At 73.1% G+C, this 16525-nt stretch carries 21 protein-coding genes; 9 read left to right on the plus strand and 12 right to left on the minus strand.

The genetic code is table 11. From position 1 onward, the window contains the following. Nucleotides 1-4 precede the first annotated feature (4 nt). Nucleotides 5-607 (minus strand): P-loop nucleotide/nucleoside kinase family protein, encoded by a 603-nt coding sequence (locus tag APR04_RS09045; protein ID WP_253869400.1) that lies wholly within the window; start codon nucleotides 605-607, stop codon nucleotides 5-7. Further along, nucleotides 604-1068, minus strand: a complete 465-nt coding sequence (gene rraA, locus APR04_RS09050; RefSeq protein WP_253869401.1) for a ribonuclease E activity regulator RraA — start codon at nucleotides 1066-1068, stop codon at nucleotides 604-606. Before rraA ends, APR04_RS09045 begins: the two co-directional genes overlap by 4 nt. 94 nt (nucleotides 1069-1162) lie before the next feature. Here rraA and APR04_RS09055 point away from each other — a divergent pair, with 94 nt between their 5' ends. The 7 genes from APR04_RS09055 (at nucleotide 1163) to APR04_RS09085 (ending at nucleotide 6210) form a co-directional block, all read left to right on the plus strand. Continuing rightward, the gene (locus APR04_RS09055; protein ID WP_253869402.1) at nucleotides 1163-2635 is read left to right on the plus strand and encodes an NAD-dependent succinate-semialdehyde dehydrogenase; all 1473 of its coding nucleotides are present in this window, start codon (nucleotides 1163-1165) and stop codon (nucleotides 2633-2635) included. Nucleotides 2636-2695: 60 nt separating this feature from the next. Continuing rightward, nucleotides 2696-3415: an AzlC family ABC transporter permease gene (locus APR04_RS09060; RefSeq protein WP_253869403.1), complete on the plus strand. Its 720-nt coding sequence runs from the start codon at nucleotides 2696-2698 to the stop codon at nucleotides 3413-3415. After that, nucleotides 3412-3732 carry an AzlD domain-containing protein gene (locus APR04_RS09065; protein ID WP_253869404.1) on the plus strand — a complete coding sequence of 107 codons (321 nt, stop codon included), beginning with the start codon at nucleotides 3412-3414 and terminating at the stop codon, nucleotides 3730-3732. Before APR04_RS09060 ends, APR04_RS09065 begins: the two co-directional genes overlap by 4 nt. A gap of 36 nt (nucleotides 3733-3768) precedes the next feature. Beyond that, the gene (locus APR04_RS09070) at nucleotides 3769-4272 is read left to right on the plus strand and encodes a GNAT family N-acetyltransferase (RefSeq protein ID WP_253869405.1); all 504 of its coding nucleotides are present in this window, start codon (nucleotides 3769-3771) and stop codon (nucleotides 4270-4272) included. Between the two features lie 100 nt (nucleotides 4273-4372). Next, complete coding sequence (locus APR04_RS09075; protein ID WP_253869406.1) at nucleotides 4373-4837, plus strand: hypothetical protein; 465 nt, start codon at nucleotides 4373-4375, stop codon at nucleotides 4835-4837. Nucleotides 4838-4911: 74 nt separating this feature from the next. Beyond that, complete coding sequence (locus APR04_RS09080) at nucleotides 4912-5820, plus strand: MFS transporter (RefSeq protein ID WP_253869407.1); 909 nt, start codon at nucleotides 4912-4914, stop codon at nucleotides 5818-5820. A gap of 30 nt (nucleotides 5821-5850) precedes the next feature. Continuing rightward, entirely contained in the window at nucleotides 5851-6210 is a 360-nt protein-coding gene (locus tag APR04_RS09085; protein ID WP_253869408.1) for a hypothetical protein, read from the plus strand. Between the two features lie 20 nt (nucleotides 6211-6230). On the opposite strand, the gene APR04_RS09090 is transcribed toward APR04_RS09085, so the two are convergent. From APR04_RS09090 to APR04_RS09115, 6 genes are all read right to left on the minus strand, one after another. Continuing rightward, nucleotides 6231-7901 carry an MFS transporter gene (locus tag APR04_RS09090; RefSeq protein ID WP_308292333.1) on the minus strand — a complete coding sequence of 557 codons (1671 nt, stop codon included), beginning with the start codon at nucleotides 7899-7901 and terminating at the stop codon, nucleotides 6231-6233. A 134-nt stretch (nucleotides 7902-8035) separates the two neighbouring features. Beyond that, a complete protein-coding gene (locus APR04_RS09095; RefSeq protein ID WP_253869410.1) occupies nucleotides 8036-9382 on the minus strand; it encodes an APC family permease in 1347 nt (448 codons plus the stop codon). A 97-nt stretch (nucleotides 9383-9479) separates the two neighbouring features. Next, a complete protein-coding gene (locus APR04_RS09100) occupies nucleotides 9480-9839 on the minus strand; it encodes a PRC-barrel domain containing protein (RefSeq protein WP_253869411.1) in 360 nt (119 codons plus the stop codon). Between the two features lie 25 nt (nucleotides 9840-9864). Continuing rightward, entirely contained in the window at nucleotides 9865-10395 is a 531-nt protein-coding gene (locus APR04_RS09105) for a hypothetical protein (RefSeq protein WP_253869412.1), read from the minus strand. Then, the gene (locus APR04_RS09110) at nucleotides 10392-11621 is read right to left on the minus strand and encodes an Nramp family divalent metal transporter (protein ID WP_253869413.1); all 1230 of its coding nucleotides are present in this window, start codon (nucleotides 11619-11621) and stop codon (nucleotides 10392-10394) included. The genes APR04_RS09105 and APR04_RS09110 overlap by 4 nt, the downstream gene beginning before the upstream one ends. Then, on the minus strand, nucleotides 11618-12124 hold the full coding sequence (locus tag APR04_RS09115) for a hypothetical protein (protein WP_253869414.1): 507 nt from the start codon (nucleotides 12122-12124) through the stop codon (nucleotides 11618-11620). Before APR04_RS09115 ends, APR04_RS09110 begins: the two co-directional genes overlap by 4 nt. Nucleotides 12125-12255: 131 nt before the next feature. Here APR04_RS09115 and APR04_RS09120 point away from each other — a divergent pair, with 131 nt between their 5' ends. After that, nucleotides 12256-13218, plus strand: coding sequence for a TIGR03557 family F420-dependent LLM class oxidoreductase (locus tag APR04_RS09120; RefSeq protein WP_253869415.1), 963 nt, complete (start codon nucleotides 12256-12258; stop codon nucleotides 13216-13218). 70 nt (nucleotides 13219-13288) lie between these two features. On the opposite strand, the gene APR04_RS09125 is transcribed toward APR04_RS09120, so the two are convergent. After that, a complete protein-coding gene (locus APR04_RS09125; RefSeq protein WP_253869416.1) occupies nucleotides 13289-13702 on the minus strand; it encodes a nitroreductase/quinone reductase family protein in 414 nt (137 codons plus the stop codon). Then, on the minus strand, nucleotides 13702-14505 hold the full coding sequence (locus APR04_RS09130; protein WP_253869417.1) for a glucose 1-dehydrogenase: 804 nt from the start codon (nucleotides 14503-14505) through the stop codon (nucleotides 13702-13704). The genes APR04_RS09125 and APR04_RS09130 overlap by 1 nt, the downstream gene beginning before the upstream one ends. A gap of 112 nt (nucleotides 14506-14617) precedes the next feature. Between APR04_RS09130 and APR04_RS09135 the strand changes: the two genes are divergently transcribed. Next, nucleotides 14618-15241: a TetR/AcrR family transcriptional regulator gene (locus APR04_RS09135; protein WP_253869418.1), complete on the plus strand. Its 624-nt coding sequence runs from the start codon at nucleotides 14618-14620 to the stop codon at nucleotides 15239-15241. Here the strand turns inward: APR04_RS09135 and APR04_RS09140 are convergent. Both APR04_RS09140 and dapB read right to left on the minus strand, forming a co-directional pair. Continuing rightward, nucleotides 15226-15669 (minus strand): hypothetical protein, encoded by a 444-nt coding sequence (locus APR04_RS09140; RefSeq protein ID WP_372496084.1) that lies wholly within the window; start codon nucleotides 15667-15669, stop codon nucleotides 15226-15228. The two genes, APR04_RS09135 and APR04_RS09140, sit on opposite strands and share 16 nt — an antisense overlap. Nucleotides 15670-15743: 74 nt before the next feature. Then, the gene (dapB, locus tag APR04_RS09145; protein WP_253869420.1) at nucleotides 15744-16517 is read right to left on the minus strand and encodes a 4-hydroxy-tetrahydrodipicolinate reductase; all 774 of its coding nucleotides are present in this window, start codon (nucleotides 16515-16517) and stop codon (nucleotides 15744-15746) included. Between the last annotated feature and the right edge of the window lie 8 nt (nucleotides 16518-16525).

The following is a 16525-nucleotide window of genomic DNA, read 5'->3' on the forward strand; positions in this document are numbered from 1 at the left end:
CCGTTTACCGCCCCGTCACCGGGTTTGTGCGCGCCGACCCACCGGGCCCCGCGCCCTGCTCTCGTGCCGCTCGGAGGAGGCCTTCCAGGCGCCCGACGGCGGAGCCGAGGCTGTCGTTGGTCAGCCGGAGCACGCCCGACCGCGAGGCCACCTCGCGCAGGCCTGCCGCGTAGTCGGCGAGCGCCGCCGGTCCGAGGCCGCGGCGGTGGGGTGCGTCGTCCGCGGCCAGCCGGCCCGCCACCAGGTCCTCCGGCGTCTGCACCACGACGTGGACGAACCGTGCGCCCGCCGTCGCGGCGGCGTCCGCGAAGCGCGGCACCTGGTCGGCCCGCGCCACGAGCTGCGGCACGACGACGTCGCGCCCACCCCGCAGGTGCTCGACCGCCATGGCGAGCCCGAGCGCCCGCGCCGGCTCCGCCGTGTCCGGCGCGGCGCCGCTGATCAGCGATCGGACCACGTCGATGTCGAGGTTCAGCGTGCCGGGGAGCCGGGCCGACCAGGCCGCGGCGATCGTGGACTTTCCCGCCCCCGGCAGCCCGTTGAGCAGGACCAGCCGCGGCTCGGGCGGCCGCTCGGCGCCCCCGGGCGTGGCACGCCCCCGCGTCACCGTTCGACCAGCACGCCGTCCTCGTCCGCGTACACCATGGCGCCTGGCCGGAACACGACGCCGCCGATCTCCACGGCCTCGTCCACGACACCTGCGCCCGTCTTCGACGACTTGCGCGGGTTGGTGCCGAGCGCCTTCACGCCGAGCCGCAGCCCGCCGATCGCCGCCGAGTCGCGGATCGCGCCGTGGATGATCGCGCCGGCCCAGCCGTTCTCGGCCGCCGCGGCCGCGATGAGGTCGCCCATCAGCGCGGTACGGAGCGAGCCGCCGCCGTCGACCACCAGGACCGCTCCAGCGCCCGGGGTCCGGGTCAGCGCCTTGACCAGGCCGTTGTCCTCGTGGCACCGCACCGTGCGCACCGGGCCGGAGAACGCACGGACCCCACCGAAGTCGCGCAGCTGCACGGCGAGCGAGGCCAGCGCCTCACCGTGCTCGTCGTACAGGTCGGCCGTCGCGGTCATCGTGATCCTCTCGTGGGTGGGCGTGCGCCAGCACGATACCCGGCGGCTCGCCGGTGCCCGGGGCACGGCTTGCGCGGGCATGGATACTCGGAACATGACGGCGAAGACGCTCTCCCCCGCGCTCGTGGCGCACCTGCCCACCGGCCTCCTCGTCGGCGGGCACTGGGGCCCCGCCGCGGGCGGCGCGACGTTCGAGGTCACCGACCCGGCGACCGCCGAGCCCATCTTCGACGTCTCCGACGCCACCCCTGCCGACGCCCTCCGGGCCCTCGACGCCGCGCACGCCGCCGCCCCCGCCTGGCGCGCCGTGCCGCCCCGCGAACGTTCCGACCTGCTGCGTGCCGTCTTCGACCGGCTCGTCGCGCGCGCCGACGACATCGCGGCGCTCATCACCGCCGAGGCGGGCAAGCCGCTGGCCGAGGCGCGCGCAGAGGTCGTCTACGGTGCCGAGTTCCTGCGCTGGTTCGCCGAGCAGGCGGTGCGCGCGGACGGCCTGGTGCGCACGGCGCCGTCGGGCACCAACAAGCAGTACGTGAGCCGCCGGCCGGTCGGACCGACCCTGCTGATCACCCCCTGGAACTTCCCGATCGCCATGGCGACCCGCAAGATCGCCCCTGCGCTCGCCGCCGGGTGCACGGTGGTGATCAAGCCGGCCGAGCTCACCCCGATGACCACCCTCCTGGTCGCGGAGATCATCCGCTCCGAGGCGGAGGCGCGCGGCCTGCCGACGGGCATCGTCAACGTGGTCCCGACCACGCAGGCGGGCCCCGTCACCGAGCCGCTGTTCGAGGACCCCCGGCTGCGCAAGGTCTCGTTCACCGGCTCCACGCGGGTGGGCTCCCTGCTGCTCGAACAGGCCGCGAAGAACGTGCTGCGCAGCTCGATGGAGCTGGGCGGCAACGCACCGTTCGTCGTCTTCGAGGACGCCGACCTCGACGCCGCCGTCCAAGGCGCTCTGATCGCGAAGCTGCGCAACTCCGGCCAGTCGTGCGTGGCCGCCAACCGCTTCCTGGTGCACGACGCCGTCGCGCACACCTTCGCGGAGAAGCTGGCCGCGGCCGTCGGCGCCAAGGTGACCGGACCGGGCACCCAGCCGGGTGCCGAGGTCGGACCCCTCATCAACGAGTCGGCGGTGGAGAAGGTGACGGGGCTGGTGGACGACGCCGTCGCCCACGGCGCCCAGGTCCTCACCGGCGGCGGTCGGCTCGACCGCCCGGGCCACTTCTTCGAGCCGACCGTGCTCACCGGCATCAGCCCCGACGCGCGGATCGTGACGGAGGAGATCTTCGGGCCGGTCGCCCCGATCGTCGCCTTCGGGTCCGACGACGAGGCCTACGAGATGGCCAACGGCACCCCGTTCGGTCTGGCGGCGTACGCGTACACGACGTCGCTGGACCGTGCCCGCCGCGCCATGGACGACATCGAGGCCGGGATGATCGGCATCAACCGCGGGCTGGTGTCCGACGCGAGCGCGCCGTTCGGCGGCGTCAAGGCGTCCGGCCTGGGCCGCGAGGGCGGGGAGGCAGGCATGGAGGAGTACCAGGAGACGGTGTACGTCGCGTTGTGAGCCCCGTCCGGACGGCGGCCGCCGCACCGGACCCGCCCCGCGACGACGTAGCCTCACGACGTGAACGTCCTGTCCAGCAACCCGGCCGCGCGCGCCGCCGTCCGCCAGGGTGTGAGCGTCTCGGTGGCGACGGGCCTGTACGGCATCTCCTTCGGCGCGCTGTCGGTGGCCGCAGGTGTCGGCCTTGGCCCGACCATGGCCCTGAGCCTGCTCATGTTCTCCGGCGGGTCGCAGTTCGCGCTCGTCGGCGTCATCGGCGCGGCGGGCACTCCCGTCGCCGCTGTCGCCACCGCCGCCCTGCTCGGCCTGCGCAACACCCTGTACGGCGCAGTGGTCTCGCCGCTGCTCCAGGTACGCGGCTGGCGCCGCCTCGCCGCCGCCCACCTCACCATCGACGAGTCGACGGCGGTCGCCGTCGCCCAGCCCGGACCGGCCGCGTCCCGGATCGGTTTCTGGGTCACGGGCATCGGCGTCTTCGTGCTCTGGAACGCGTTCGTGCTCCTCGGTGCGCTCGCCGGTGACGCGCTCGGCGACCCGCGCGCGTGGGGGCTCGACGCCGCCGCGGCCGCCGCGTTCCTCGCCCTCGTGTGGCCACGGCTCGCGCCGCGCAGCGCCCAGCTCGTGGCCGGGCTCGCCGTCGTGGCCACGACCGCGCTGATCCCCTTCGTACCGCCGGGCATCCCGGTGCTCGCCGCGGCCGCTGTCGCCGTCGTCGTCGGGCTGGTCACGCCGACCGCCCCTGGCACCGTCGTGGAGCCCGAGAAGGAGTCCGTCCCATGACCACCACAGCACTCTGGGCCACCGTGCTCGTCGCGTCACTGGCCTGCTACGCCCTCAAGCTCGGCGGGCACCTGATCCCCCGCACCTGGCTCGCCTCCGAACGCGTCTCGCGGGCCACCACCCTCGTGACCGTGGCGCTCCTCGTCTCCCTCGTGGTGGTCCAGGGCTTCGCCGACGGGAGCGCCCTGACCGTGGACGCGCGCGTCCCCGCGCTCGTGGTGGCCGCGCTGGCACTCGCCCTGCGCGCACCGTTCATCCTCGTGGTGGTGCTCGCCGCCGCCACGGCGGCCGGCCTGCGCGCGCTCGGCTGGGGCTGACCGACCGGACGGCGGCACCAGCAGTAGGGTGACCGGGTGGCCCTGTTTCGTGAGACTGCCGACGTATCCGTCCGCCCCGCCGTCGCCGGTGACGAGAACGCCGTGACCGAGGTACAGGTGGCCGCCTGGCGTGCCACCGGGGTACTGGGCGAGGGGGTGATCGCCGCGCTCGACGTCCCGGCCATGCGTGCGCGCTGGTCGTCGGCGATCAGCTCGCCGCCCGGTCCCGGCTTCGCGGTCCTCGTGGCGCTCGACGGCCCGGACGTCGTGGGGTTCGCCGCCGTCTCCCCCGGCCAGGTGCTGTCGCTCGAGGTGCTGCCCGGGTCGCAGCGCGCCGGGCACGGCTCCCGCCTCCTGGCGGCCGCCGTCGACCGCCTCCGCGCGGACGGCTCCGAGACCGTGACCACGTGGTCGCTCGTTGACGACGCAGCGCGTGCCGCCTTCCTCGAAGCGAGCGGCCTCGGCGAGGACGGCCGGAGCCGTACGCTCGCGACGGGCGTCCGCGAGGTCGTCGAACACCGCTGGTCCGCCCAGGTCTGACGTCGGCACGGCACGGCCCTGCCGCCACGTGCGCACAGCGAACCGAAGGTTTCACGTCCGCGTGACAGTCCCGTGACACGGCCTTGCGACCATCAGCACCATGGGAATACGCACGGAGTACTTCGCCGCACCTACCGATGAGGTGGCGGCGACGGCGCTCCACACGTCCGGTGGGCCGGCCGAGCCCGACCAGAGCACGGGACTACCGCCCTTCGACGCCGTGGCGGTGCCGTGGATGGACCCGTTCGTCACGCTCGGCGGGCTCGCGGGCGTGCTGTCCGGGCGACCGTACGGCGAGGTCACGGCCCACCCACGGCACGGGGCGCTCGTCGGCAACGGGGGCGACGAGGGCCCGTGGATAGTGACCGTCTCGCAGACCCTCACTGACGACCTCGCCTCCGCAGGCCCTGCCCGCCTGGCCGAGGCCGCACGGGTGTGGTCCACCACCGCGACGCCGCCAGTCCCACGGCAGCGCCTCGCCGCGCTGCTGCCGCTCGCGGCGCTCGCCGCGCGTGCGGCCGACCTGGGGCACGGGCTGTACTGCTGGACGAGCCTCACCGACTGATGGCTCGCCGTGCGGCCGACAAGCACCGGCCGAGGTAGCACGGCCGGGGGTCACGGAGGTGCTTCACTTGCCCGGTGAACCGCACCCGCAACCCGCTCTGGCGGACCTTCGTCGAGCTCCGCGGTAACCCTCGCGCCTGCGTGCGGACCGAGCCCCTGTGGGGGCTGTCCATGGCCCTGGTGCTGCCCTACGCGTCGGTCTTCATGCTGGCGCTGGGCCTGCACGACCAGCAGATCGGGTTCCTGGCGACCGTCGCGATGCTCTCCCAGGTCGTCTTCGGGCTGGCCGGCGGCATCATCACCGACCGGCTCGGCCGGCGCGCCACGACGGCGTGGTTCGACGTGATCGCCTGGGTGATCCCGTGCTTGCTGTGGGCGTTCGCGGAGAACTTCTGGTTCTTCCTCGCGGCGTCGCTCGTGAACGGCGCCCTGCAGGTCACGCAGAACTCGTGGGACTGCCTCATGGTCGAGGACGCCGAGCGGGGCCAGCTCACCCGGATCTACTCGCTGGTCAAGGTCGCGGCCGACTGCTCAGCCCTGTTCGCGCCGCTGGCCGCCGTCCTGGTCGCCCAGCTCGGGCTGGAGCCCGCTGTCCGCATCCTGTACATCAACGCGGCGGTCGTGATGACCGCGAAGATCGTCTGGCTCTACCTGTGGTCGAGAGAGACCCGGCAGGGCCGCGTCCGCATGGCCGCCACCCGCGGGCAGAGCGTGTGGCGCCTGCTGGCCGGTTACCGCGGCGCGCTCGGGCTGCTGCTGCGCTCGCGCGGTTCGCTCCTCGCACTGGCCGTCGCCGCGCTGACCGCAGCGGTCACGCTCGTCAACGCCACGTTCTGGCAGGTGGTGGCCAGCCAGCACCTGCACGTGCCGGACGCGCTGCTGCCCTTCTTCCCGATGGTCCGCTCGGTGCTGTCGGTGATCTTCTTCTTCACGCTCATCCCGCTCCTGACCACCGCCGTCGACCTCAGGCGCGCCACCTTGTAAGGGTTCGGGGTCCACCTCGCCGGGCAGGTCGTGCTGGTCGCCATCCCTGCGTCCGACGGCGCAGCGACGGTGTCCACGTACGCGTTCCTCGGCCTGTGCCTGCTGCTGGACAGCTTCGGTGCGGGCATGCTGTTCATGCTCTCGGAGTCGCTCGTCGCGCTGCACGTGGACCAGGCCGAACGCTCGCGCGTGATGGCGCTCCAGCGCACGTGCATCATGCTGGCCGCGGCGCCGTTCGGCTGGATCTCCGGCTGGCTGTCCGGGATCGACCGCACCTATCCGTTCATGCTCACGGCGGCGCTGCTCGTCGTCGGGCTCGTGCTGGTGACGGCGCGCTGGGTGCCGACGCACCCGGACGCGGAGGCCGTCCTGACGTCCGAACCCGCCTGACGCGGGGGCCCGCCCTCGGCTCACAGCGGCGACGTGCCGACGAGCTCCCTGGTCGTGACCGCGCCCGCGGTGGGCCGGTCGGAGACCGAACGGCTCAGGACCGTCCCGGAGCCGCCCGGCCACGGCATCGCCTCGGCACTGATCGACACGAAGCTGACCCAGGCCGCCGAGGGCGGCGCCAGCACGACAGCGCTCACGGTCTGGAAGTGGCGCGCGGACGGGACCGGGCTGTACGAGAAGCTCGGCTCCACCGTCGTCGGCCCCTGGGACGAGCGAGACGGGCTCGTGCGCACGGAGCGCGCTGTGCGGACCTTGGTGCGGACCTTGGTGCGGACCTTGGTGCGGACCGCGCCCGCCACGATCGTGGCGAGCACGACCAGCCCGCCGGCGACGAGGGCGGCCCGCACGCCGATCAGCTCCATGAGCAGACCAAGGAGCGGCGGGCCGGCCAGCCCCCACGCGGTGCTCGCGGTCCGCCATACGCCCAGCACCCGGCCACGCATGGCGGCCGGCGGGTCGGTCTGCAGCACCGTCGCCCCGGCGGTGTCCGAGAGGGACTCCACCACGGCCATGGGCGCCACGACCACCAGCAGCAGGGCGAACGTCGGCGACAACCCGGCGAGCACCTGCAGCAGGGCCCCGCTCGCGGCGAGGACCGCCACGATCCGCACCGACGGCTTGCGCAGCCGGCCCGCGAAGAACGCCCCGACGATGCCGCCGACGGCCAGCACGGCGGCGACGGTCGCGAAGTCCTGCGTGGTCCCGGCGAGCGCGCCCGTGACGAGCACGGCGAGCGTGAGCGAGTAGTTGCGTCCGAAGATCGCGCTCACGGCCGTGACCGCCAGCAGGGCGACCAGGCGCGGACGGCTCAGGAAGTACCTGATGCCGTCGAGCGGGCTCGATCGAGGTTCGGCCGGTGCGCGATCGGCCGGGGCGGGATCGGCCGGGGCTGCCGCGGGGATGGGCACCACCGAGCCGGCCGGTGGCACCGGCTCCACCGGCAGCGTTTCCCCGAGGCGCCGTGAGTGCAGCCGCAGGAACGGCACCAGCGCGGCGACCGCCAGGAACGAGACACCGTTGATGAGGTACGCGGCGGCCGGTCCGGTGAACGCGAGCAGGCCACCGGCGACGCCGACGCCGGCCAGCCGGCCCACGCTGTTCGTCACGGAGCCCAGCCCGATGGCGGAGGGCACGTCGTCGGGCGTGACCAGGTCGTTGCCGAGGAGCGAGGTCGCTGGGCCGTCCACAGCGGCCACCAGGCCGGTGACTGCCGAGAGAGCCAGGAGCAGCGGCAGGTTGAGCACGTCGAGGCCGACGAGCAGGGCCGTCGTGAGGGCGACGACGCCGAGCGCCGCCTGGCTCACGGCGACCACCACCTTGCGGGGCCACCGGTCCACGACCGCGCCACCGGCGACGCCGAAGAGCAGGCCCGGCGCCGCCTGGACGGCCAGCGAGAGCCCTGTCGCGGCAGGCGAGCCCGTGATCTGCAGGACGAGAAGATTCTGGACGGTCATCTGCATCCACGTGCCGGCGCTCGAGACGAGGTTGGCACCGGTCCAGAGCCGCATCGCCGGATGGCGCAGCGCACGCCACGGCGAACGGCGGGAGGCAGGGTCGGTTTGTACGGGCTTCACACGCAGCGCGCGGAGCCGCGCGCCGAAAAAGGCAGGGAGGAGCACAGGAACTTTCACGTCAGGGGGACGCCGCGGGCAAGTACCGCCGATCGCAGCGGCGACAATTCAAACAACCGGCTCCGGGTGCGCTCTACCCCCAGCGGCTGATCGTGACCAAGGTCGCAGGTGACGGCCCTCTCGGGGCGTCGGCGTCAGTCGCCCGGCGTCGGCGTGCGGGTTGCCGCACGCCCCGTCCGGGAGCGCCGTGCGAGGCCCATCGCGAGGTAGAGCAGCAGGCCGAGCAGCAGGAGCACACCGGCACGCAGCCACGTCTGGCCCGACTGCTGGCTCAGCAGCAGCACACAGCTCGCGGCACCGAGCCACGGCACCACGGTCGCGACCCGGAAGTGCACGTGCTCCACGTGGTCCCGCCGCAGCACGAGCACGGCCACGTTGGTGCTGATGAACACCAGCAGGAGCAGCAGCACCACCGTCTCCGCGAGCGCCGCGAGGTCACCGGTGAAGACGAGCGCGACGGCGACGAGCGTGGTGGCAAGGATCGCTGCCCAGGGCGTCCGGCGACGGGGCAGCACGCGGCCGAGCACCGCGGGCAGGAGCCGCTGCTCGGCCATCCCGTAGGCGAGGCGGCTCGACATGATCATGGTCAGGAGCGCGCCGTTCGCCACCGCCACCAGGGCGACGAGGGAGAACAGCCGCTCCGGCACGATCCCGGCAGCACCGACCACCTCGAGGAGCGGGCCGCTGGAACCGGCCAACGTCCGCGGCTCTACGACCGCGACGGCGGCGACGCCCACGGCGACGTAGACGACGCCGGCCGTCAGGAGCGCACCGAACAGTGCTCGCGGGTAGACGCGCCGTATGTCTCGGACCTCCTCGGCCAGGTTCGCCGACGTCTCGAACCCGACGAACGAGTAGTACGCCAGGATCGCGGCGGAGAGGACCGCGAGCGCCGGCGTGGTGCCGTCGGCGAACCGCGTCACGCGGCCGAGGTCGCCGTCACCGCGGCCCAGCACGACGACGGCGAGCACTACGACGACGACCAGGCCGCTCACCTCGATGATCGTCATGGCGACGTTCGCGCCGAGCGACTCGCGGATGCCCCGGGCGTTGAGCAGGGCGACGGCGAGGAGGAACAGGACCGCGACGAGACGCTCCGGCGCGTCGACGAAGACGCCGAAGTAGTCGCCGGCGAACGCGAGGGAGAGGCCCGCCGCACTGGTCACGCCGGCGGCGAGCATGGAGAACCCGACGAGGAAGGAGATCAGGGGACGCCGGAACGCACGCTCGGCGAACACGGCGGCGCCGCCCGCCCGCGGGTACTTGGTGACGAGCTCTGCGTAGGAGCCCGCGGTGAGCAGGGCGAGACCCAGTGCGACGAGGAGGGGCAGCCAGACCGGGCCGCCCACCTCCCCTGCCATCACCCCCACCAGGGCGTAGACGCCGGCGCCCAGCACGTCACCGAGGATGAACAGGTACAGCAGCCGCCCGCTCACGGAGCGGGAGAGTCGGGTCTCCGGGTCACCAGGGCTCGCTGTCATGGTTCGAGGCTGGCACCTCACGCACCGACTCGCAGGGGACCGCGCTCGGCGAAGGCGGCGCAGGGCACCGGCCCTGGCCTGGTCCGGTCTGGCCTGGTCAGAGCGCAGGCTCGTAGCAGGTGTATCCGCTACGGAGCACGACGACGGCGTCCCGCTCCGGCATGGTGCCGTCCTGCGGTGCCTGCACCCGGGCGACGTCCGGCCAGTGCACGAGGAACGTTCCACGGTGCCGCCACCGCAGGAGCGGGGCGATCGGCCACGGGTGCCGCACGCTCGACCGCTCGAAGCCCATGAACGACGTCCGGGTGCGCGGGGACACCACCAGCCCGTGCAGGCGCGCGCGGGCGAGGTGCGTGTCGGGGGTCCCGTCCAGCACGAACCGCAGGTCGACCACCCAGCCGAGGTGCGCCCCCGCGGCGTCGTGCACAGGGACGTCGAGCAGGTCCGAGGCGATCACCGTGGTCTCCTCATCCTGAGTCCTCTCATCCTGAGTCCTCCGGATCGTGGTTGCCGCCGGGGATGCGGCCGATGATGTGGTTGCGCACCCAGCGCTCGAGCCAGGTCGCGTCGAAGCGCGACCCGCTGACGCCCAGGTGCACCGCCGAGCTGATGTCCGTCACGTGCGACCACGGCAGCCGGTGCCACCGGGACACGGGCGGGCGGCCGCCGAACACCCGTGTGCCGAGGACGGGCCCGGTGAGCAGCGCGGTGATGACGACGGGGACGCTGCCGTCGACCGGCAGGTTCTCGCCGGAGCCGGGGCCCTGGGCCGCTCCAGGGTTCCGGGCAGGTCCAGGGTTCCGGGCGGGTCCAGGGTTCCGGGCGGGTTCCTGGTCCGGGCGGGGACCGGCGACCACGTCAAGCTCGAGGTCGTCGAGCGTGCACACCGGCACGCCCTCGACGTCGAGCACCTGGCGGTCCAGGAGGTGCAGCCGCGCGTCCAGGACCCGCCCGGGCTGCGGCGGCTCAGGGATGCAGGCCGCGTCGCGCGGGCCGGTCCGGGAGCGCCTCATCCGCCCGCCTCCGTCACGATCATCAGGGGGATCGCCGAGACCGCTGCCACCACGAGGATGACCAGGTACACCGTGCCGAGCACGTTCATGAACCGCCCGTTGACGTGCTCGCCCATGTACTCGGGATCGTTGGCGACGACGAGGATCGGCAGGTAGGTCAGTGGCAGCGCGACGGCCGAGAAGACCACCGAGTACTCGGTGACGGCGACCGGGTCCACGTTGGTCATCAGGACGCCGACCGCGACGACGAGCGCCAGGATCATCGCCAGGTGGAACCGGGGGGCCCGCGCGGGGCGGCGGAACTTGCCCCACGACCAGCCGAGGTACTGCGAGATCGTGTACCCGGTCGACAGCGCGGTCTCCAGCGCGGCACCGAACGTCGCCGCCACCATCCCGACGATCACCACGGCGACGAGCAGCGTGCCGCCTGCTTCGGCGGCCGGCAGGGTGAGCTGGGACATCGAGTCGACCTGGATGCCCGCTGGCAGCAGGACGATGGCAGCGCACGCCGCGATGGAGATCGACAGGAGCCCGCCGAGCGGGAAGCCCACCAGCACGTTCAGGCGGGACGTCGCGAGGTCCTTCACGGTCCACGAGTCCTCGACGCCGCCGGACGAGAAGAAGAAGACCTCGTACGGCGTCATGGCCGCGCCGAACAGGGCGACCGCGAAGTACCAGTACACGGCCGCGCTCTCCTGTACGGGAACGTTCGGGACCAGCTGCGAGCCGAGCTCGCCCCAGTCGGGGCCGAGCAGGAACACCGCTACCGCGAACCCGACCAGCGCCAGGCCCATCAGGCCCGTGACGTTCTCCATGAGGTTGAACTTCACGCGCCACAGGACGAGCCACACCGCCAGCACCGCCACCGGGACCCAGAGCCGGTGGTCGACGCTGCTCGCGAGCTGCAGCGCGAGGGCGATGCCGCCCACCTCGGCGATGAGGGTCAGCACCGTGACGGCGAGGCTGGCCACCAGGTTCAGCCCTGCGGTCGTCGGCCCGAGCCGTTCCCGGATGATCTCGAACGTCGCCCGGCCGGACACGGCGGCGACCTTGCCGGACATGTGCGCGAAGACGCAGATGCCCACGACGCCCACCAGCACGACCCACGCCAGCGACAGCCCGAACCGCGAGCCCACGACGGCATTGGTGACCAGGTCCCCGGCGTCGAGGAATCCACCGATCGCGGTGAGCACGCCGAGAGCCACGGTCAGCAGGCGGCTCTTCATGGCGCCGTCCGCGCCCACTGGACGTGCCGCACCGCACCGCTCGCGTCGTCGAGCGCGGTGGCGGCGTCGTCGAGGGCGCGCAGCACCTCGTCGGCCGACGAGGACGACGGCCGGCCCAGCCAGGTGCGGGCCGCCGTGACCGGACCGACGGCCCCCGAGGCGGCGTCGAGCGCGTCGTCCCGCACCTGCTCGGCGTCGGCGGTGGAGAGCACGACCGTCCCGATCCCGTGCACCGCCCCTGTCGCGGTCTCGGCGGCGTCCCCCACCACCACGTCAGCGGTCACGTCGGGGAGCCGTCCGGCGGCACTGCCCCGCACGGCGAGCTCTGCCGACGCGACCGCCGAGCTCGAGTCGTCGAGGTGGTCGGAGACGCTGCCGAGCACGTTCGCGTCGTCGGTCCGGGTGGCTGCGGGCCCGCACCCGGCCAGCACGCCGACCAGCGCCAGGACCAGCGCCGTCGCGCCCCACCGGCGAGCCGGCGGGAGGTCAGGGCGGTTGGTCACGCTCGAAATACTCGCGTGGATCGACGGCTCTCGCACGCCGGGTCTCTCCACCGCCAGGATCGCGGGGAACCGAGGGGCGAGCGGCGACCACCCTGCCTATCGTCGTGAGGAAGACGCAGGAAGGAGCCCTCATGCGTATCGGGTACACCCTCATGACCGAGCAGAGCGGGCCGCGCGAGCTGCTGCAGTACGCCGTGGCCGCCGAGGCGGCCGGCTTCGACTTCGAGGTGTCGAGCGACCACTACTCCCCCTGGCTGGCCGAGCAGGGGCACGCGCCGAACGCGTGGGTGCTCCTTGGAGCGGTCGCCCAGGCGACGGAGCGGGTCGAGCTGATGACCTTCGTGACCTGTCCGACGATGCGGTACCACCCGGCAGTGGTGGCCCAGCAGGCGGCGACCCTCCAGCTGCTGGCCGGCGGCCGCTTCATCCTCGGGCTCGGCGCCGGCGAGAATCTCAACGAGCACGTGATCGGCGACGGCTGGCCCAGCATCGCCGTGCGGCACGACCTGCTCGAGGAGGCCACCCACATCATCCGGGAGCTCCTCACGGGCGAGCTCGTCACGTGGGAGGGTCAGCACTTCCGCGTCGACTCGGCACGGCTCTGGGACGTGCCGGACGCCGGGGTCCAGCTCGGCATCGCCGTCTCCGGCGAGCACGGGGTCAAGCGGTTCGCGCCGCTCGGCGACCACCTGGTCCAGGCCACGCCCGACGCGGAGGTCGTCAAGGACTGGAACGACAAGCATCCGGGCGGCTCGCGCGCGATCGGGCAGCTGCCGGTGTGCTGGGACCCGGACGAGCAGAAGGCGATCGAGCGCGCCCACGCCGAGTTTCGCTGGTTCGGCGGCGGGTGGTCCGTGAACGCCGACCTGCCGACGCCCGCCGGGTTCACGGGAGCCACGCAGTTCGTGCGACCGGAGGACGTGGCGTCGTCGATCGCCTGCGGACCGGACCTGGACAAGCTGGCCGAGAGCGCCCGGCCGTTCCTGGACGCCGGCTTCACCGACCTCTCGGTCGTGCAGGTGGGCGACCACAACCAGGACCGCTTCCTCGCCGAGGCGGCGGAACCGCTGCTCGAGCGGCTGCGGGCGCTCTAGGGCACCCGCCGGCGACCACGGTAGCTGCCGATCGCACGCGAGCGGGTCCGCCCGGCGGTGCGGGTGCCGGTCAGTCCAGGAACGTCACCTCGACCAGCCGGCTCCGGCCCACCCAGTCCTCCAGGTCCACCGGCTGGGCCAGGTGCCCCGGGTTGGCGGGCTGGTTCAGGTCGGCGACGATCTCGGACAGCACCGCGCGCCGCTCCGGCTCGTCGGTGACCGGCCGCGCCGTGGCATGCAGGTCCACCCGCACGCCGTGCTTGAGGTGGAAGGTGAAGGCGGGCTCGGCCACCAGGTTGACGTACCAGCTCGGCCGGTCGACCGTGCCGCTGCACAGGTAGGTGCGTCCGGCCACGTGGTAGAAGAAGATCTCGATCCGGCGGGGCAGGCCGGTGCGCCGGCCCGTCGTGGTGATGTCGATGATCCGCTGCCGGGTCGAGGCGGCCGGGGTGATCTCGACGGCTCGTCGCGCGGCGTCGTCCATCACGCGGCCTCGGTCGCGGCCTCGTTCGCGGTCTCGTAGCGCAGGGCCGGCCCGAGCAGCAGGCCGCCGTCGAGCACGAACTCCGAGCCCGTGGCGAATGCGGCATCCGCCGAGGTCAGGAAGAGCACGAGCCGCGAGAGCTCGGCCGGCTCCCCCAGCCGCGGCACGGCGAACGGCTCGGGCGAGTAGAGGTCCGCGATGGGACGCTCGCCCTCGGCGGTCGGCGAGTTGATCAGCGGCGTGGAGACGACGCCGGGGTGCACCGAGTTGACCCGGATCCCGTCGCGGCCCAGCTCCAGCGCGGCCGACCGGGTCAGGCCGCGCACCGCCCACTTGCTGGCCGTGTAGGCCGCGTAGTACGCCGTGCCGACGTTGCCCATGGTCGAGGAGATGTTGACGACGGCGCCCCCGCCGCCGCGCCGCATGGACGGCGTCACCGCGCGGATGCCCAGGAACTGGCCGGTCACGTTGACGTCCAGCGTGCGCCGGAACGCCTCGGCGTCCAGGTGCTCGATCGGCGCCGCCGGCTGCTGCATCCCCGCGTTGTTCACCAGCACGGAGACGGGACCGAACCGCTCCTCGGTGGTCGCGACGGCAGCCGCCCACTGCGCCTCGCTGGTGATGTCCAGCGCCACGTGCACGGCCCGGTCCCCCAGCTCGGCGGCGAGGGCCGCGCCCCGTTCGGTATCGCGGTCGGCGATCACCACGTTGGCGCCCTCCGCGTGGTAGGCGCGCACGTGGCTGACGCCCATGCCGCCCCCGGCGCCGGTGACGATGACTGTCTTGTTCTCGAATCGCTGCACGAGCCGGTCCTTAGCTAGTTATGAGTCGAGTGGCTTACCTCTTGGTCAGAGTAGGCGCGGCCGTAGAGGTGAGTCAAGCGACTCACCTCATAGCCTGAGGCATGATGGGCCCATGGCGACCGGCACCGGGACGTACCACCAGCAGCTCGCGGAGCAGAAGCGCGCGGCGATCATCGCCGCCGCCACCAGCCTGTTCCTGGACAACGGCTACGCAGGCACGTCGCTGGCCCGGGTGGCCGAGGCCGCGGAGGTGTCCAAGGCCACGCTGTTCAAGCAGTTCCCCACCAAGGCCCAGCTGTTCGAGTCGATGGTCAAGGAGCACTGGAACCCGGACGGCGACGAGCGCCCCGAGCCGGCGTCCGGCGACCTCGGCAGCGGGCTGGCCGAGTACGGGCGCAGGTACGCCGCCCTGATGTCCCGGCCCGAGATGGTCGGCCTGTACCGCATCGTCATCGCCGAGATGCCGCGCTTCCCGGGGCTCGCCGAGACCCACTTCGACGTCGGCAAGATGCCGTTCTTCGACTCGGTGCGGCGGTATCTCGCCACCGAGCACGACGCAGGGGCCGCGCGCATCGAGGACCCCGTGGCCGCCACCACCCAGTTCATGGGGATGATCTCGAACTTCACGTTCTGGCCCCGCCTGACCGTCGTCGGCTGGAACCCCACCGACGCCGAGACGGCCCGCGCCGTCGACGACGCGGTCGCCACGATGGTCGCGCGCTACGGCGCCCGGTAGAGTCCCGCCGCCTTGCGCAGCGACTCACGGGCCCGACGGCGGTCGCCCGACCCGTCGTACGCGAACGCCAGGTGGTACCAGGCTCGCCAGTCCTCCGGCGCGGCCTCGACGGCGGCCCGGCGCGGCTCGAACGCCTCGTCCGCGGCTGACCGGTCGATGCGCCCGCCGGGCGAGCGCGGCAGGTCGTCCACGGGAAGGTTCCCCTCGGCGAACAGCGTGTCGGCCATGGTCTGCACCGTCGCCGCGAGCCGGTACTCGCGCACGATCAGCCCGATGACCAGGAGCGGGATGATCAGCACGCCCAGGCCGATGCCGATCAGCACCGGCTCGCCCGTGCGGATCATCGCGATGCCGCGTCCGGCGATCTGCCACACGTACAGCACGAGCAGCGCCGTCACGGCCAGCGTGCCCAGCAGGCCCTTTGGCACCTTTCGGCCCGACGCCGGCGGCTTGCGGGGACTCTGGCTCGGGCGGTCGGTCTGGTCGCCGGTCGGGGAACCGCTCACGACAGGTCCAGCACGTGCTCGAGCCCGACGGTCAGCCCCGGTCGCGACACCACCGACCGGACCGCGAGCAGCACGCCGGGCATGAACGAGGCCCGGTCGAACGAGTCCTGCCGGATGATCAGCTGCTCGCCCTCGTTGCCGAAGAGGATCTCCTCGTGCGCCACGAGCCCACGCAGCCGCACGGCGTGCACGCGCACCCCGTCGACGTCGGCCCCGCGTGCCTCCCAGCCCGCCTCGGTCGCGTCCGGCGACGGCCCGAGACCTGCTTCGGCGCGGGCCGTGGCGATGGCGGCGGCAGTGTGCCGCGCGGTCCCCGACGGCGCGTCCACCTTGTTCGGGTGGTGCAGCTCGATGACCTCTGCGGACTCGAAGTAACGCGCGGCCTTCGCGGCGAAAGTCATCGCCAGCACCGCCGACAGCCCGAAGTTCGGGGCGATGAGCACGCCGAGCGAGCCCCGGCCGCCCGTCCCCCTCGGGGACAGCTCCGCGAGGTGCGCGGCGACCCGGGCACGCGAGTCGTCGTCCCAGCCGGTGGTGCCCACCACGGCGTGCACGCCCGCGTCGAGCACCGCGTGCACGTTGGCCTCGGTGACGGCGGGAACGGTGAAGTCCACGGCGACGTCGGCCCCGGCGAGCGTGTCGCGGGAGACGGTGTCTCCGTGGTCCAGTCTCGCCACCAGGTCGAGGCCGTCCGCGGCCTCGACCGCCGCACAGGCCTGCGTTCCCATGCGCCCTGCCGCACCGAGCACGGCAACCTTGATGTCACTCACGATTCCAC

It is taken from the genome of Promicromonospora umidemergens (assembly GCF_024171995.1).
In the GTDB taxonomy this organism is placed as follows: Bacteria; Actinomycetota; Actinomycetes; order Actinomycetales; family Cellulomonadaceae; genus Promicromonospora; species Promicromonospora umidemergens.

Bases quoted from the DNA above. Each gene is read 5' to 3' on its own strand.
- rraA (WP_253869401.1), bottom strand. From the start codon at position 1,068: ATGACCGCGACGGCCGACCTGTACGACGAGCACGGTGAGGCGCTGGCC.
- APR04_RS09055 (WP_253869402.1), top strand. From the start codon at position 1,163: ATGACGGCGAAGACGCTCTCCCCCGCGCTCGTGGCGCACCTGCCCACC.
- APR04_RS09065 (WP_253869404.1), top strand. From the start codon at position 3,412: ATGACCACCACAGCACTCTGGGCCACCGTGCTCGTCGCGTCACTGGCC.
- APR04_RS09075 (WP_253869406.1), top strand. From the start codon at position 4,373: ATGGGAATACGCACGGAGTACTTCGCCGCACCTACCGATGAGGTGGCG.
- APR04_RS09095 (WP_253869410.1), bottom strand. From the start codon at position 9,382: ATGACAGCGAGCCCTGGTGACCCGGAGACCCGACTCTCCCGCTCCGTG.
- APR04_RS09105 (WP_253869412.1), bottom strand. From the start codon at position 10,395: ATGAGGCGCTCCCGGACCGGCCCGCGCGACGCGGCCTGCATCCCTGAG.
- APR04_RS09110 (WP_253869413.1), bottom strand. From the start codon at position 11,621: ATGAAGAGCCGCCTGCTGACCGTGGCTCTCGGCGTGCTCACCGCGATC.
- APR04_RS09120 (WP_253869415.1), top strand. From the start codon at position 12,256: ATGCGTATCGGGTACACCCTCATGACCGAGCAGAGCGGGCCGCGCGAG.
- APR04_RS09125 (WP_253869416.1), bottom strand. From the start codon at position 13,702: ATGGACGACGCCGCGCGACGAGCCGTCGAGATCACCCCGGCCGCCTCG.
- APR04_RS09135 (WP_253869418.1), top strand. From the start codon at position 14,618: ATGGCGACCGGCACCGGGACGTACCACCAGCAGCTCGCGGAGCAGAAG.